Here is a 14,718-nt window from a genome sequence, read left to right as displayed (position 1 = left end):
GGCGGCCGGCATTCGAAGCGAGGAAAGCTCACCCGAATTGCGAAGTAATCGAGTTCCAGCTTGAACCTGTCGGATTTATAGGACGCAGGAGGCTGTATCGACGCGTCGGCGCACGAAATACGGTAACGGTGTGTCGCGCAGCCTCAGGCCGCGTTGTCGATGCCCAGATCGCCGAGCTTGCGGTAGAGCGTCGAGCGCCCGATGCCGAGGCGACGGGCGACCTCGGTCATGCGCCCGCGATAATGCCCGATGGCAAGGCGGATGACGTCGGCCTCGATCTCCTCCAGGCTGCGCAGGTTGCCGTCTTCGGCGTAAAGCATGACGCCGACGCCGTCCTGACGCGGATCGCGGTTCTCGACCGTTTCGCCCAGCATTTCGCTCAACTGGGGGAAACTGTCGGCGGTCAGTGCGTCGCCATCGCAGAACACCGCCGCGCGGAACAGCACCGCCTGGAGCTGGCGGACGTTGCCGGGCCAGTCGAACGCGGCCAGCAGCGCGAGGCCGCCGTCGGTGATCGTCAGGCTGCGCAGGCCCGGCTGCTCGCCGATGCGAGCGAGGAAATGGCGGGCGAGCGCCTGAATGTCGCCGGTCCGCTCGCGCAAGGGGGGCAGGGTGATCGTCGTCGCGGCGAGGCGGCCGTGAAGCGCCGGGTGGAAATAGCCTGCACTGTTGAGGTCGGTCAGCGGCAGGTTGCTCGCCGACAGAACGCGCACGTCGATGCGAAAGCCGTGCCGCGCACCGACGGGGCGCACGACGCCGGTCGCCAGTACTTCGGCCAGCCGTTCCTGCAGGTCCAGCGGCAGGCGATCGACCTCGTCGAGGACCAGCGTGCCGCCGTCGCACTGCTGGATCGCGCCGATCTGTTTCTCGAAGGCGCCGGGAAAGGCGTTCTGCTCGTGCCCGAACAGCACTGATTCGATGCTGCTGGCCGGGACCGAGCGGCAGTTGATGAGGCGGAACGGCGCCTTTGCCCGCGGGCTGGCGGCATGCATCGCGCGGATCAGCATTTCCTTGCCGGTCCCACTCTCGCCTTCGATCAGGACGTTTCCGTGGCCACGTGCGCTTTTCGCCGCCTTCGCCAGCGCGGCGCGGAAGTTGGGCGCGGTGCCGATCATCGCGTCGAAGTCGAGCACCTGGCCGATCTTCTCGGTGAGCGGCTGAAGTTCGTCGCGCGGCGCCTCGCGCTTTGTCGCGCTGCGCAGGGCCTGCATCAGGCGGTCGGGTGCAACCGGCTTGATGAGGTAGTCGGTCGCGCCCGCGCGCATCGCCTCGACCGCGAGGAGCGGGCTGGCGCTGGCGGTCAGCATCAGGATCGGCAGGCCGGGCCGGCGGGCCTTCAGTTCCTCGATCAGGCCGCAGGCGTCGTCGCCCGGCACCCACTGGTCGAGGATGATGGCGCTCAATTGCATGCCCTGGCGCGTACCCAGCGTGGCGATCGCGGTCTCGCCGTCGCCGACGATCATCGTGCGCCAGCCTTCCCGCGCGGCGAGCGCGGAAATGAGCCGGCTCTGCGCCGGTTCGTCGTCGATCAGCATCAGCAGCCTGCTGTCTGCGTCCGTCATGTCCCGCGTGTCCCGTCCCGATACGAACCGTGTCCTTACGGGACACCGGTAAAGGGGGACTTAAGCCCTCGATTTCCCGGTGCGGCGGGCTTGAGCGCGGGCACGGGGCGCGATAGGGAATGCAAGGAACACACCTTTCCTCCTTGGGACGATACGAACAATGGCCACCGGCAACGACATGAAGATGCACAAGGGAACCTACGGGAGCTTCATCGGAATGCTCAAGTGGACCGTCCCGCTGATCGTGGCGATCTCCGCGATCGTCGTTCTGATTATCGCCAGCTGATCTCCGGCCCCTTGCGGATCGCCGTCCTCAGGGAAACAGCGGCGGGGGAAACCCGCGTCGCGCTGACGCCGGAAACGGCGAGGAAGTTCATCGCGCTGGGCGCAGCGGTCGCTGTCGAAAGCGGCGCGGGGCTGGCAGCCAGCATCGCCGATGCCGCCTATGCCGAGGCAGGCGCCGAAGTCGCATCCGCGGCCAAGGCGGTGAAGGGGGCGGATATCGTGCTGGGCGTACAGGCGCCCGATCCCGCCGCGCTGGTTGGTGCGAACCCCGGCACGTGGGTCGCGGCGACGTTCGATCCCTTCGGCAACCCGGGCCGGGTCGATGCCTACGCTAAGGCGGGGCTGGAGGCGCTGGCGATGGAACTGATGCCGCGCATCACCCGGGCGCAGAGCATGGACGTGCTGTCCAGCCAGTCCAACCTTGCCGGGTACAAGGCCGTGATTGCCGCCGCCGATACCTACGGCCGCGCCTTTCCGATGATGATGACGGCCGCCGGTACGGTACAGGCCGCGCGGGTCTTCGTGATGGGTGTGGGCGTCGCCGGACTGCAGGCGATCGCCACCGCCCGCCGGCTGGGTGCGCAGGTCTCGGCAACCGACGTCCGGTCGGCGACGAAGGAACAGATCGCCTCCCTGGGGGCGAAGCCGGTCTTCGTCGAGACCGTCGCCGGGATCGAGGGCGAGGGCAGTGGCGGCTATGCCACCGAGATGAGTGAGGAATACCAGCAGGCGCAGGCCGAGCTGGTGTCCGGCCACATCGCCAAGCAGGACATCGTGATCACCACCGCTCTCATTCCCGGTCGCGCGGCGCCGCGCCTCGTCAGCGATGCGCAGATCGCGAGCATGAAGCCGGGCAGCGTGATCTACGATCTGGCGGTGGCCCAGGGCGGCAATGTCGAAGGATCGGTTGCCGATCGGGTGATCGAGAGGCACGGGGTGAAGATCGTCGGCTATGCCAATACGCCGGCCACTCTCGCCGCCGATGCCAGCGCGCTGTTCGCCCGTAATCTGTTCAATTTCCTGTCGGCCTTCTGGGACAAGGATGCGGGCAAGCCGGTGCTCGACGAGGAGATCGGCGATGCGATCCGGCTGACGCGGGACGGATCGATCGTGCATCCGAGGTTGCACGCATGAACGACATGTCGAAGAACGCGGTTTCGCCCAGGGCCCTCATCATTGCGTGTCTGATCGTCGGGTTCGTGCTCGCCGCGTTCTACGGCGGCTATGTCGTCGGCAGGGACATCGCCCGAACGGAGAACGAGCGCGACGCAGCGGAGACGCTGGCCGAGTGAAACCGCTGGCCCGTTCGTCTCGTAGAAGAGGCGACGGGACAGACAGGAAACAACTCGATGCAATTCAAGACACTTGCCGCGACGGCCCTGGCCACGATCGCGCTCGCCGGGTGCACCACGATGGACACGATGGACGACGGGATGGCGACCACCGCCTCTGCGCGGACCGACGTCGCCTACGTCGGCGGCGCGGCCATGTACCCGAACCAGACGATCGTCGCCAACGCGGTCAATTCGCCGATCCACACCACGCTGGTGAAGGCGGTGACGGCCGCCGGCCTAGTCGACACCCTGAACGGCCCCGGCCCCTTCACCGTGTTCGCGCCGACCGATGCCGCGTTCGCCAAGGTGCCGGCTGCCACGCTCAACTCGCTGATGATGCCCGCCAACAAGGCCGCGCTGACGAAGGTGCTGACCTATCACGTCGTTCCGGGCCGCATCACCGCCGCCGACATCGCCGCGCGCATCCGTGCCGGCAACGGCACCGCGACCTACACCACAGTCGAGGGCGAGCCGCTGCGCTTCAGCATGATGAACGGCACGGTCATGCTGATGGGCATGGGCGGCAGCATGGCGCACGTGAACCAAGCCGACGTCATGCAATCGAACGGTGTCATCCATGTCGTCGACGGGGTCCTTCTGCCGTCGATGTGATGGTCCGGCGATTGTCGTGACCACGGAAGGGGGCCGGCTTGCGCTGGCCCCCTTTTTCGTGGGAAGAACGGTCAGACGCGTTCCCGAAAGAGCGCGCGGGGAGGCACCGTGGATTTCATATCGATCCTGTCGATCTTCGTTCTGGCCTGCTTCGTGGGATATTACGTCGTCTGGTCGGTCACGCCCGCGCTGCACACCCCGCTGATGGCGGTGACGAACGCGATCTCCAGCGTCATCATCGTGGGGGCGCTGATCGCGAGCGCGGCTGCGGGCAGCTTCGGTTCGAAGTGGCTGGGCCTTCTCGCGGTAGCGCTGGCGAGCGTGAATATCTTCGGCGGCTTCGCGGTCACCGCGCGGATGCTCGCTATGTACAAAAAGAAGGACAAGCCGGCTCCCGCCCCCGCGCCGGAGAAAAAGGCATGAGCCTGCCCCCGGTGCAGGTCACCGATCTGTCGACCGCCGCCGATGCGGCGCACGCGGTGAACCCTTGGGTGGCGCTGGCCTACCTCGCGGCCGGCGTTCTGTTCATCCTCGCACTTCGCGGTCTGTCGAGCCCGGCCACGAGCCGCGCGGGCAACCGCTACGGTATGATCGGCATGGGAATCGCGGTCGTGACCACGCTGGTTACGCATTTCCCGCGTGTCGACTGCGTAACCGCGTCCGGATACGCCGAAAGGTCGGACGGGACTTTCGGTCTCGTTTGCGAGGGGCCGCTTGGGCTCGACTGGCTGACCTTCGGCGAAATCCTAGCCGCCATCGCCATCGGCGGCGCGGTCGGCTGGGTCATCGCGCGGCGCATCGCGATGACGGCGATGCCGCAGCTCGTCGCTGCGTTCCACTCGCTCGTAGGCCTTGCTGCGGTGCTGGTCGCGGTGGCGGCGTTCCTCAACCCCAGCGCGTTCGGCATCCTCGGCCTCGACCGCAACATCCTCGCCGTCAGCCGGGTCGAGATGATGCTGGGCGCGGCGATCGGCGCGATCACGTTTTCCGGCTCAGTCATCGCCTTTGCCAAGCTCAACGGTAACATGAGCGGTGCGCCCATCCTGCTGCCCGGTCGCCACGCGATCAACCTCGGCATGCTGGCGGCGATCCTGGTCGGAACCGCGATCTATGCCTTGTCTGGCAACGCGGGGCCGGGCGAAGGCTGGCTGTTCTGGGTGATCCTCGCCGCCGCCTTCGCGATCGGTTTCCTGCTCATCATTCCTATCGGCGGGGCGGACATGCCGGTGGTCGTCTCGATGCTTAACAGCTATTCCGGCTGGGCGGCGGCGGCGATGGGCTTCACGCTGCACAACAGCGCGATGATCATCACGGGCGCGCTCGTCGGAAGCTCGGGCGCCATCCTCAGCTACATCATGTGCCGCGCGATGAACCGCAGTTTCCTGAGCGTGATCGCGGGCGGGTTCGGCGCGGACGCCGTCGGCGGCGGGGGCGAGGCGAGGGAGCAGCGCCCCTACAAGACCGGCAGCGCCGCCGATGCGGCCTTCATGCTCGAACAGGCGGAAAAGGTCATCGTCATCCCAGGCTACGGCATGGCGGTGGCGCAGGCGCAGCATGCCTTGCGCGAGATGACCGACGTGCTGGAGGAAAAGGGGGTCGAGGTGAAGTTCGCGATACACCCGGTCGCGGGCCGCATGCCCGGGCACATGAACGTGCTGCTGGCCGAAGCGCAGGTCCCCTACGACAAGGTTTTCGAGCTGGAGGACATCAACAGCGAGTTTGCGCAGGCGGACGTCGCCTTCGTGATCGGCGCGAACGATGTCGTGAACCCGGCGGCCAAGACCGACAAGGCCAGCCCCATTTACGGAATGCCGGTGTTCGACGTGGACAAGGCCAAGCAGGTGTTCTTCATCAAGCGCTCGATGGGCGGCGTCGGATACGCCGGCGTCGACAACGACGTGTTCTACATGGACCAGACGATGATGCTGCTGGCAGACGCGAAGAAGATGGTCGAAGATATCGTGAAGGCGATGGACTGATGATTAAGACGATTGCGATTGCCGCCGTTGCCCTGCTGGCGGGCGGCTGTGTGCAGACGATCGCGCAAGGGCGCGTCGAAAGCGCGCTGGTGGACGGCGGGCTGTCGCAGAAGAACGCCGCGTGCATGGCCGAACGGATGGTCGACCGGCTGACCATCGCGCAATTGAAGAAGCTTGAGCGTGTGAAATCGCTTCCGGGCGAACGGGAGAAGCCGGCCTCGATCGGCGAGTACGTCGAGCGGGTGCGGCGCGTGGGCGATGCCGAAGTGGTGGCGGTCACCGCCAGCAGCGCCGGACTGTGCACGGTCGGCCTCGGCTAAGACCAGCAAAAACAGGAACTCAGGTTGCATTCAGCCACCTTCGCGCCATTGTACGGGGCGAGGGAGAGACTCGAATGATCCGTATCGCCATCGCTGCCGCGCTGCTTGCAGCCGTTTCCACGCCCGCGCTTGCCGCGACACACCAGGTCGCCGCGGGCGACGGCGCCCAGACGCGCTTGCAGGAAGCGCTCATCCTGGCCCAGCCGGGCGACGAGGTCGTGCTGGGCGAAGGGCGCTTCATGCTCGACGACGGCCTCAGCCTCGACGCCGACGGGGTCACCGTACGCGGGGCGGGCATGTATGCCACCGTGCTCGATTTCACCGGCCAGCAGGGCGCGGGCGAGGGCCTGCTCGTCACGAGCGACAACGTGACCTTGCGCGATTTCGCGCTCGAGAACCCGCACGGCGACGGCATCAAGTCGAAGGGCGCGGACAATATCGTCTACCAGCGCCTGCGGGTGACCTGGACCGGCGGGCCGAAGGAAACCAACGGCGCCTACGGCCTCTATCCCGTCGAAAGCACCGGCGTGATGATCGCCGATTGCGAGGTGTCGGGCGCGTCCGACGCCGGAATATATGTCGGGCAGTCGAAGGGCATCACGGTCAGGAACTCGGTCGCGCGCTTCAACGTCGCCGGGATCGAGATCGAAAACAGCCGCGACGCGATCGTCGAAGGCAACATGGTCACCGGCAACACCGGCGGGATCCTCGTCTTCGATCTGCCCAGCCTGCCGGTGATGGGCGGCGGCAACACCATCGTGCGCAACAATCTCGTCGTCGCCAACACCACCCCGAACTTCGCGCCCAAGGGCAACATCGTCGCCGGTGTGCGGCGGGGGACGGGCGTGATGGTGATGGCGAACGACGGCGTGTTGGTGGAAGGCAACACCATCGTCGACAACCCGACGTCGGGCGTGATGGTGGTCGCCTATCCGATGAAGTTCGACGACAAGACCTACAACCCTTATCCGCGCAACGTCGTCGTGGGCGAAAACATCGTCAGCCGCGTGGGCTACGATCCGCAGATCGACGGCAAGGACCAGCTCCTGGCGGCATTCGGCGGTTCGCTTCCGCCGGTCCTGTGGGACGGGCTGTCGCAGGACGGCACCGTCGCGCTGAAGGTCGATCCGTCGATGACCGGGTGGACGCTCGGTCTTGCCGCGCAAGGCGGGGGGATTTCGACCGCCGAAGCACGGCCCGGGCCGCTGAAGGTCGGGGTGCCCGCAGTCGGCTTCGCGCTGACCGGCGCCGGCGCACCGGCCGAACTGGAAGCGCGGCTGGTTCCGTGATCCGTGCCGGTATCCTCGGCCTCGCCGCGCTGGCGGCAGCGACGGCTATGGCGACCCCGCCGAGCCTGCCGCTTCCGAACGACGCGGCGATCGCGGGGCAGGCCATGCCTGCAACGCTCGCCGAGTACGGTTTTTTCGCCGATGCGGCGGCACAGGTCCCAGCCGACCGGGTGACGCCTTTCCGGCTCAATACGCCGCTGTATTCCGACGGGGCGGAGAAGCTGCGGTTCGTTTATCTTCCCGCAGGCGCGAAGGCGAAAGCTGACGGCGAGAACCTGCTCGGCTTGCCGGTCGGCGCAGCGCTCATCAAGACTTTCGCGTTCGAGGAGAACGGCAAGCGGCGGCTGATCGAGACCCGCGTGCTGCTGCACCGCGCGGACGGCTGGCTCGCGCTGCCCTACCTCTGGAACGCCGAGCAGACCGAGGCGAAGCTGGCCCTCGCAGGCGCGCGCGTGCCCGTGACGACGCCGACGGGCGAGAAGATCGACTACCGGGTGCCGAACAAGAACCAGTGCAAGGAATGCCACGGCCTCAACGGCGTGGTCACGCCCATCGGGCCCAAGTCACGCAACCTGTCCGCCGAGTGGCTCGCAGGCTTCGCGAAGGCCGGGCGGCTCGACACGATTCCCGCCGTCGCCACCCGCCTGCCGCTGTGGGAAGCGCGCGCCGATGCTTCGACCGAGGCGGCGGCCCGTGCCTATCTCGACGTCAACTGCGCGCACTGCCATCGCCCGGGCGCGACCGCATCCAACTCGGGCCTCGATCTTCGGTGGGAACAGGACGATCCGCGCGCGCTCGGTGTGATGAAACGGCCCGTCGCCGCCGGGCGGGGCGCGGGCGACTTCCTGTTCGACGTCGTCCCCGGTCATCCCGAGCAATCGATCCTGGCGCACCGGATGAACAGCCTCGAAGGCGGTGTCGCGATGCCCGAACTTGGCAAGGCGACCCGCGACCCCGACGGCATCGCCGCGGTCGAGAAGTGGATCGCCGGGCTTTGAAGCGTGCAATTGCGGTCGTCGCCGTTCTGGCGGCGGTTCTCGTCGCCGCTTTCCTCGTCCTGCGGACGCCCGATACCGGTCCGGCGGCCATGCGCGCGAAGTACGGCGGCGCGCCCTCGCAGTTCGTGAGGCTCGACAACGGTATGACCGTCCACGTTCGCGACCAGGGAGCCCGCGGCGCACCGGCGATCGTGCTGCTGCACGGTTCGAACTCCGACCTTCACACGTGGCAGCCGTGGGTCGACGCGCTGAAACGCGACTTCCGGGTCGTGCGCTTCGACCAGCGCGGACACGGGCTGACGGGGCCGGCTGCGGACGGCGACTACCGCCAAGCCGCGTTCGTCGCCGATGTGAACTTGGTGGCCGACGCGCTCGGTCTCGACCGGTTCGTGCTCGGCGGCAACTCGATGGGCGGCGGCATCGCGCTCGCCTATGCGCTTGCCCATCCCGGGCGGCTCGAGGGACTGGTGCTGGTCGATGCCGCCGGTGCGCCGGTCGCGGCGAAGGGCGGCGGCAACATCGGTTTCGCCATCGCCCGCACGCCTGGCATCAACCGCCTGATGAGCCAGATCACTCCGCGCGCAATGGTGGAAAAGAGCCTGCGCCAGAGCGTGTCCAACTCCGCTGTCGCCACGCCCGCCGCCGTGGATCGCTACTGGGAGCTGCTGCGCTACCCCGGCAACCGGGCTGCGACGCTCGCCCGGTTCACGGCCGACCGGCGCCCGTTCGCCGCGCAGCAGGTGCGGGCGCTGGACGTGCCGACCCTCGTCATGTGGGGGGACGAGGACCGCCTCATCCCGCTCGCCGCCGGGCGCTGGTTCGCCGATACGATCCCGAACTCCGCCTTCGTCCACTATCCCGGCATCGGCCACCTGCCGATGGAAGAGGCGCCCGATCGCTCTGCGGCCGACCTGAGCGCATGGCTTGCACGGTTGCCTGCGGACGGCCGGGCCGCTGCGGCTGGACCTGGGGGCGGCTGACGCGCTAACCCCCGGCCCGGCCGACCGGAGCGAAAGGGGTATCGATTGCGCAAGCTGGGACTGATCGGGGGGATGAGCTGGGTCTCCACCCGCGACTATTACGAACACATCAATCGCGGCGTGCAGAAGAGGCTGGGACCCACCGCCAGCGCGCCGCTGCTGATCGAAAGCCTCGACTTTGCCGATCTGATGCGATTGTCGGAACAGGCCGACTGGGATCGGGCCGGCGATGTCCTGTCGGCATCCGCGCAGCGGCTGGTGGCGGCCGGGGCGGGGGCGCTGCTCATCTGCGCGAACTCGATGCACAAGGTGTACGACCGGGTGGCCGAAGCCGCCGGTGTTCCCGTGCTTCACATCGCCGACTGCGTGGGCGCCGAGATGAAGGCGGCCGGTGTCGGCAGCGCCGCGCTGCTCGGCACCAGCAACGTGATGACCGAAAGCTTCTACCGGCGCCGGCTGGTCAGTCACGGTGTCGACCTCGTCCCGCCCGACATGGACAGCGTCGCCGCGTTCGACCGCATCATCTACGACGAACTGATGCAGGGCCGCGCCACGCGCGATGCGGAGCGCACCCTCAAGACCTGGATCACCCGGAAGGCGCAGGACGGGGCCGAGGCGATCGTCATCGCCTGTACCGAACTCGGCCTGGTCGTCGATGTCGATGCGAACGTGTTGCCGGTGTTCGATTCCGCACGCGCGCACTGTCGTGCCGGGGTGGACTGGTTGCTCGGCAGCGACGAAATGTTGCGATGATGCGACAAGCCGGGGGGGTAAAAGGTCCGGTAAGATTGTTTTCGGCTTTTCTTTTCGTGCGTCCGAGGCATTCTCCCGTCTCCAATTCTTGGAGGGACAATCGATGAAAAACCGGGTTGCCGGCCGCCTCGCGGCCGCAAGCATTGCTGCGCTTGTCATGGGTCTCGCTGCCGCTCCGGCGCAGGCCGCACCGGGCGAGAAGATCGCCAATTCGTGGATCTGCGTGTTCAAGAACGATCGCGTCGGCAAGGCGGACGTCAAGGCGAAGGCGAACGCGGCCGCGCAGGCCGGCGGGGGCTCGGTCAAGCACGTCTATACCGACGCCATTCGCGGCTTCTCCGCCAACATGAGCGAGCAGGGCATGAATGCCATGCGCCGCAACAATCCCGGCATCGCCTACTGCGAGCAGGACCAGGTCGTCGAAGGCATTCCGGTCACCGTCCAGGGCAAGCCCGGCGGCGTCGTGGCCGAGGCGGAATCGATTCCGTGGGGCATCACCCGCGTGAACGGCGGCCTGAGCGGCGCCGGCAAGGTCGCGTGGGTCATCGACAGCGGCGTGCAGTCGAACCATCCCGACCTCATCGTCGACAAGGCGAAGGGCGCGTATTTTGCGGGTCGCAGCTCCGAAGACGAGAACGGCCACGGAACGCACGTCGCCGGGACGATCGGCGCGAAGGGCGGTAACGGCATCGGCGTGGTCGGCGTCGCGGCGGGCGCGACCATCATTCCCGTTCGCGTTCTCGACCGCCGCGGGTCCGGTTCGAACTCGGGCGTGATCGCCGGCATCGACTTCGTCGCCAAGAACGGCAAGCCGGGGCAGGTCGCCAACATGAGCCTGGGCGGCGGTGTCTCCACCACGCTCGACAATGCGGTCATCAATGCTGCGGCATCGAGCGGCGTCGTCTTCGCGCTGGCCGCGGGCAACGAAACCGACAACGCAAACAACCATTCGCCGGCGCGCGCGAACGGGACCAACGTGTTCACGATTTCGGCGTTCGACGAGAACGACACGCTGGCCTCTTTCTCGAACGTGGGCAACCCGCCGGTCGACTACTCCGAACCGGGTGTCCGGGTCTATTCGACCTACAAGGGGTCGAGCTACGCCACTCTCAGCGGCACGTCGATGGCCACGCCGCATTTCGCCGGCCTCGTGCTGCTCGGCGCGGTTCGTACCGACGGGACGATCAAGGGCGACCGCGACAGCACGCCGGATGCGATCGGCGTTCACTAGGACGGGATAACTCCCGGCGGGTCGCACCTTGCCGGGCTCCACTCGGGCCGCGCATCGTTCGGTGCGCGGCCCTTTTTCATGGGCGCAAGGTTCCGCGTTCCTGCCCCGTTCCCGTTGTCGCCTCCGTACCTGCCGCGTAGGGGCGGGGTGCTCATGCCGCAGTCACCGCTCGCCGCCGATCCCGCGTTCAGCCGTGGGCGCGAATTCACAGAAAGCCGGGGTGGCGCGCGCGGACCGCGCAGCGAATTCCAGCGGGACCGCGACCGTATCGTCCATTCGATCGCGTTCCGCCGTTTGCGGTCGAAAACGCAGGTCTTCATCGCGCCCGATGGCGACCACTACCGCACCCGCCTGACCCACAGCATCGAGGTCGCGCAGATCGGCCGCGTGATCGCCCGCGCCCTCGGTCTCGACGAGGATCTGACCGAGGCGCTGTGCCTCGCCCACGACATCGGTCACCCGCCCTTCGGCCATGCGGGCGAGGACGCGCTGCAGGCCGCGATGGCCCAGCGCGGCGGGTTCGACCACAACGCCCATACGCTGCGGGTCCTCATGCGGCTCGAAAGCCCGTACTGCGACCACCCGGGGCTCAACCTCAGCTGGGAAACGCTGGAGGGGCTGGCCAAGCACAACGGGCCGGTGGCGAACCCTAACTGGGCACTGGCAGAACTTGACGGCGCCTATCCGCTCGATCTCGGTGCTTGGCCGTCGCTCGAGGCGCAGGTCGCCGCGCTGGCCGACGACATTGCCTACGACAATCACGACATCGACGACGGTCTGCGCGCCGGGTTCCTGGCTCTTGACGACCTGCTCGAGTTGCCGGTGCTCGCCGACCAGTACCGCGCGATCGAGGCCCGCTACGCCGGCGCGAGCATCGAGCAGCGGCTGCGCGAACTCGTGCGCAGCCGGATCGGCCTAATGGTCAACGACGTGATCGCGACCACGCAGGCGAACATTGCGGGTCTCGGCTCGGCGGCGGACGTTCGCGCGCAGGACCGCTCGATGGTGACGTTCTCCCCCGGCATGGCGGCCGAAGAGCGAACGCTCAAAGCCTTCATGTACGACCGCCTCTATTATCATCCCGATCAGCTGGCGGCAGCCAGTCATGCGCGCGATGTCGTCTCGCGCCTGTTTGCCGCCTACGACCAGGATTCTTCGATTCTGCCGGAAAGCTGGCGTGCGGGGTTGCCCGACGAGGAGCCGGGCCGCAGCCGCGCGATTGCGGATTTCATCGCCGGCATGACCGATCGCTTCGCCATGGACCAGTGCGCGCGCGTCTACGGCGCGTGGCCCGAGGGCCTGCGCAATGTCTGAGGCCATGCGCATCGCGTTGGTGGGCGCGACCGGTCTCGTCGGCGGCGCGGTGATGGAACTGTGCGTCGGCCGGACCGACGTCCGGCTGGCTGCCGTCGCCCGCCGCGAGAGCCCGCTGCCCGGCGGCGCGCGCATGGAAATGTTCGTGGCCGAGCCGGACAAGTGGGGCGAGGTGTTCGAAGCGGTGCGACCGGCGGCTCTGATCTGCGCGCTCGGCACCACATGGAAGAAGGCGGGCCGCGACGAAGACGCCTTCCGCGCGGTCGATCACGACCTGTTGCTGAAGACTGCCGCTGCGGCCAAGGCGGCGGGGGTCGAGCGGTTGGTTTTGGTAAGCTCCGCCGGCGCCGACGCGCGGTCGAAGACCTTCTATCTCCGCACGAAGGGGGAGGTGGAAGCCGCGCTCGGGGCGATGCGGTTCAAGCGCCTCGACATCCTGCGTCCCGGGCTTCTGCGCGGGCCGCGCGCGGGCGACAGGCGCTTGCTCGAACGGCTCGGCATCCTGATCAGCCCCCTGACCGATCTGTTCATGCAGGGGCGTTTTGCCGGCTATCGGTCGATCGCGGCCGAGACCGTGGCGAAAGCTGCGCTCGAACTCGCGATGCGGCGAGCGGCAGGCCGATTCGTCCACGACAACAACGGTATCCTACGGGCGGCGGGCAGTCTCTCGTACCTCCACCGCGACGCTTGATATTATCACGATACGCAAAGATCACCGCATGAAGAACACATCGTGATGTAGCCTTCACATCCAAATGTGCTAATGCGAGTCGCATGAACAACACCGTCATCGACCGCGTCCGCGACCTCGTCTCGAAGGGCCGGATGAGCCGCGCCGCGCTCGCCCGGGCCGCTGGCCTCCATGCGAACTCCCTGCGCGACTGTCTGGAGGACGGCTGGAACCCCACGGCTGACACGCTGGGCAAGCTCGACACGTTCCTTGCCGCCAACGACGAACGCCCGGTTATCGTCTCCGCCGAAGAGATCATCGACGAGGCGAGGAACGGTCGAATGTTCGTTCTCGTCGACGACGAGGATCGCGAGAACGAGGGCGACCTCATCATTCCGGCGCAGATGGCCACGCCCAATGCGATCAACTTCATGGCGACCCACGGACGCGGCCTGATCTGCCTCGCCATGACCCGCCAGCGGGTGGACCAATTGGGGCTCGACCTCATGAGCCGCAATAACCGGACCCGCCACGAGACGGCCTTCACGACATCGATCGAGGCGCGCGAGGGTGTGTCGACCGGCATTTCGGCGGGCGACCGCGCGCGGACCGTGTCGGTGGCCATCGACGGCACCAAGACCCGCGATGACATCGTCACCCCCGGCCACGTTTTCCCGCTGGTCGCACGTGACGGCGGTGTGCTGGTGCGCGCGGGGCATACCGAAGCTGCGGTCGACATCAGCCGCCTCGCCGGCCTCAACCCCTCCGGCGTGATCTGCGAGATCATGAACGAGGACGGTACTATGGCGCGCCTCGACGACCTCGTCCGCTTCGCGCGGGTGCACGACCTCAAGATCGGCACTATCCGCGACCTCATCGCGTATCGACGCCGGCACGATCACCTGATCGAACGGCGCGGGGAACGGCGTTTCACCAGCCGCTGGGGCGGCGAATGGCAGGCGATCGCCTTCTACAACCGAGCGACGGGCGAGGAGAATCTGGCTCTCGTGAAAGGGGCCGTGCGGCCCGACCAGCCGACCCTGGTGCGGATGCACGCGCTATCGCTGTTCGACGATATCTTCGCCGAGAGCGGCCCGCGCGGCAGCGTGATCGAGAAGGCGATGGAAATCATCGGCAAGGAGGGCGCGGGCGTGATCGTCCTCATCAACCGGGCCGCCGCGAACTACGTCAGCCAGGCGATCGCGCGCGGCAGCGGAGGGCCGCCCGCCGATGCCGACCAGGTCATCGAGCAGCGCAACTACGGCGGCGGGGCGCAAATCCTGGGCGCGCTGGGAGTGCACGACATGGTGCTGCTCACCAATACCGAGCACTCGCTGGTGGCGCTCGAAGGGTACGGGCTCAGCATCGTCGGGCAGCGACCGCTCGACTGA

The 14,718-nt window shown here is 67.4% G+C and carries 16 protein-coding genes; 15 read left to right on the top strand and 1 reads right to left on the bottom strand.

The genetic code is table 11. The annotated features are described in order from the left end of the window. Positions 1 to 143 precede the first annotated feature (143 nt). Entirely contained in the window at positions 144 to 1,562 is a 1,419-nt protein-coding gene (locus D4766_RS03065; protein WP_120716126.1) for a sigma-54-dependent transcriptional regulator, read from the bottom strand. A 160-nt stretch (positions 1,563 to 1,722) separates the two neighbouring features. Between D4766_RS03065 and D4766_RS03060 the strand changes: the two genes are divergently transcribed. The 15 genes from D4766_RS03060 to ribB all read left to right on the top strand — a co-directional run bounded on the left by D4766_RS03060 (position 1,723) and on the right by ribB (position 14,718). Then, a complete protein-coding gene (locus D4766_RS03060; protein WP_120716125.1) occupies positions 1,723 to 1,848 on the top strand; it encodes an aa3-type cytochrome c oxidase subunit IV in 126 nt (41 codons plus the stop codon). An 11-nt stretch (positions 1,849 to 1,859) separates the two neighbouring features. Beyond that, positions 1,860 to 2,981 carry an NAD(P) transhydrogenase subunit alpha gene (locus D4766_RS03055; protein WP_194955783.1) on the top strand — a complete coding sequence of 374 codons (1,122 nt, stop codon included), beginning with the start codon at positions 1,860 to 1,862 and terminating at the stop codon, positions 2,979 to 2,981. Beyond that, entirely contained in the window at positions 2,978 to 3,139 is a 162-nt protein-coding gene (locus D4766_RS13710) for a hypothetical protein (RefSeq protein ID WP_162935639.1), read from the top strand. The genes D4766_RS03055 and D4766_RS13710 overlap by 4 nt, the downstream gene beginning before the upstream one ends. Before the next feature lie 120 nt (positions 3,140 to 3,259). Further along, positions 3,260 to 3,793, top strand: a complete 534-nt coding sequence (locus D4766_RS03050; protein WP_234024921.1) for a fasciclin domain-containing protein — start codon at positions 3,260 to 3,262, stop codon at positions 3,791 to 3,793. A 108-nt stretch (positions 3,794 to 3,901) separates the two neighbouring features. Next, a complete protein-coding gene (locus D4766_RS03045; protein ID WP_120716123.1) occupies positions 3,902 to 4,216 on the top strand; it encodes an NAD(P) transhydrogenase subunit alpha part 2 in 315 nt (104 codons plus the stop codon). Next, the gene (locus D4766_RS03040) at positions 4,213 to 5,772 is read left to right on the top strand and encodes an NAD(P)(+) transhydrogenase (Re/Si-specific) subunit beta (RefSeq protein ID WP_120716122.1); all 1,560 of its coding nucleotides are present in this window, start codon (positions 4,213 to 4,215) and stop codon (positions 5,770 to 5,772) included. Before D4766_RS03045 ends, D4766_RS03040 begins: the two co-directional genes overlap by 4 nt. Next, a complete protein-coding gene (locus D4766_RS03035) occupies positions 5,772 to 6,092 on the top strand; it encodes a hypothetical protein (protein ID WP_120716121.1) in 321 nt (106 codons plus the stop codon). The genes D4766_RS03040 and D4766_RS03035 overlap by 1 nt, the downstream gene beginning before the upstream one ends. Positions 6,093 to 6,166: 74 nt before the next feature. Beyond that, entirely contained in the window at positions 6,167 to 7,381 is a 1,215-nt protein-coding gene (locus D4766_RS03030; RefSeq protein WP_120716120.1) for a parallel beta-helix domain-containing protein, read from the top strand. After that, a complete protein-coding gene (locus tag D4766_RS13975; RefSeq protein WP_234024872.1) occupies positions 7,378 to 8,379 on the top strand; it encodes an SO2930 family diheme c-type cytochrome in 1,002 nt (333 codons plus the stop codon). Before D4766_RS03030 ends, D4766_RS13975 begins: the two co-directional genes overlap by 4 nt. After that, positions 8,376 to 9,359, top strand: a complete 984-nt coding sequence (locus D4766_RS03025; RefSeq protein WP_234024871.1) for an alpha/beta fold hydrolase — start codon at positions 8,376 to 8,378, stop codon at positions 9,357 to 9,359. Before D4766_RS13975 ends, D4766_RS03025 begins: the two co-directional genes overlap by 4 nt. Before the next feature lie 45 nt (positions 9,360 to 9,404). Further along, on the top strand, positions 9,405 to 10,112 hold the full coding sequence (locus tag D4766_RS03020; RefSeq protein WP_120716118.1) for an aspartate/glutamate racemase family protein: 708 nt from the start codon (positions 9,405 to 9,407) through the stop codon (positions 10,110 to 10,112). Between the two features lie 103 nt (positions 10,113 to 10,215). After that, positions 10,216 to 11,343 carry a S8 family serine peptidase gene (locus tag D4766_RS03015; RefSeq protein WP_234024870.1) on the top strand — a complete coding sequence of 376 codons (1,128 nt, stop codon included), beginning with the start codon at positions 10,216 to 10,218 and terminating at the stop codon, positions 11,341 to 11,343. 153 nt (positions 11,344 to 11,496) lie between these two features. Then, positions 11,497 to 12,657 (top strand): deoxyguanosinetriphosphate triphosphohydrolase, encoded by a 1,161-nt coding sequence (locus D4766_RS03010; RefSeq protein WP_120716117.1) that lies wholly within the window; start codon positions 11,497 to 11,499, stop codon positions 12,655 to 12,657. Continuing rightward, positions 12,650 to 13,348 carry an NAD(P)H-binding protein gene (locus tag D4766_RS03005; protein ID WP_120716116.1) on the top strand — a complete coding sequence of 233 codons (699 nt, stop codon included), beginning with the start codon at positions 12,650 to 12,652 and terminating at the stop codon, positions 13,346 to 13,348. Before D4766_RS03010 ends, D4766_RS03005 begins: the two co-directional genes overlap by 8 nt. A gap of 83 nt (positions 13,349 to 13,431) precedes the next feature. Then, positions 13,432 to 14,718 (top strand): 3,4-dihydroxy-2-butanone-4-phosphate synthase, encoded by a 1,287-nt coding sequence (gene ribB, locus D4766_RS03000; RefSeq protein WP_120716115.1) that lies wholly within the window; start codon positions 13,432 to 13,434, stop codon positions 14,716 to 14,718.

The sequence above is a fragment of the Tsuneonella amylolytica genome, from assembly GCF_003626915.1.
GTDB classification, from domain to species: Bacteria; Pseudomonadota; Alphaproteobacteria; order Sphingomonadales; family Sphingomonadaceae; genus Tsuneonella; species Tsuneonella amylolytica.
The sequence above is the reverse complement of the archived record's forward strand: the minus strand, read 5'-3'. Positions and strand labels throughout refer to the sequence as shown.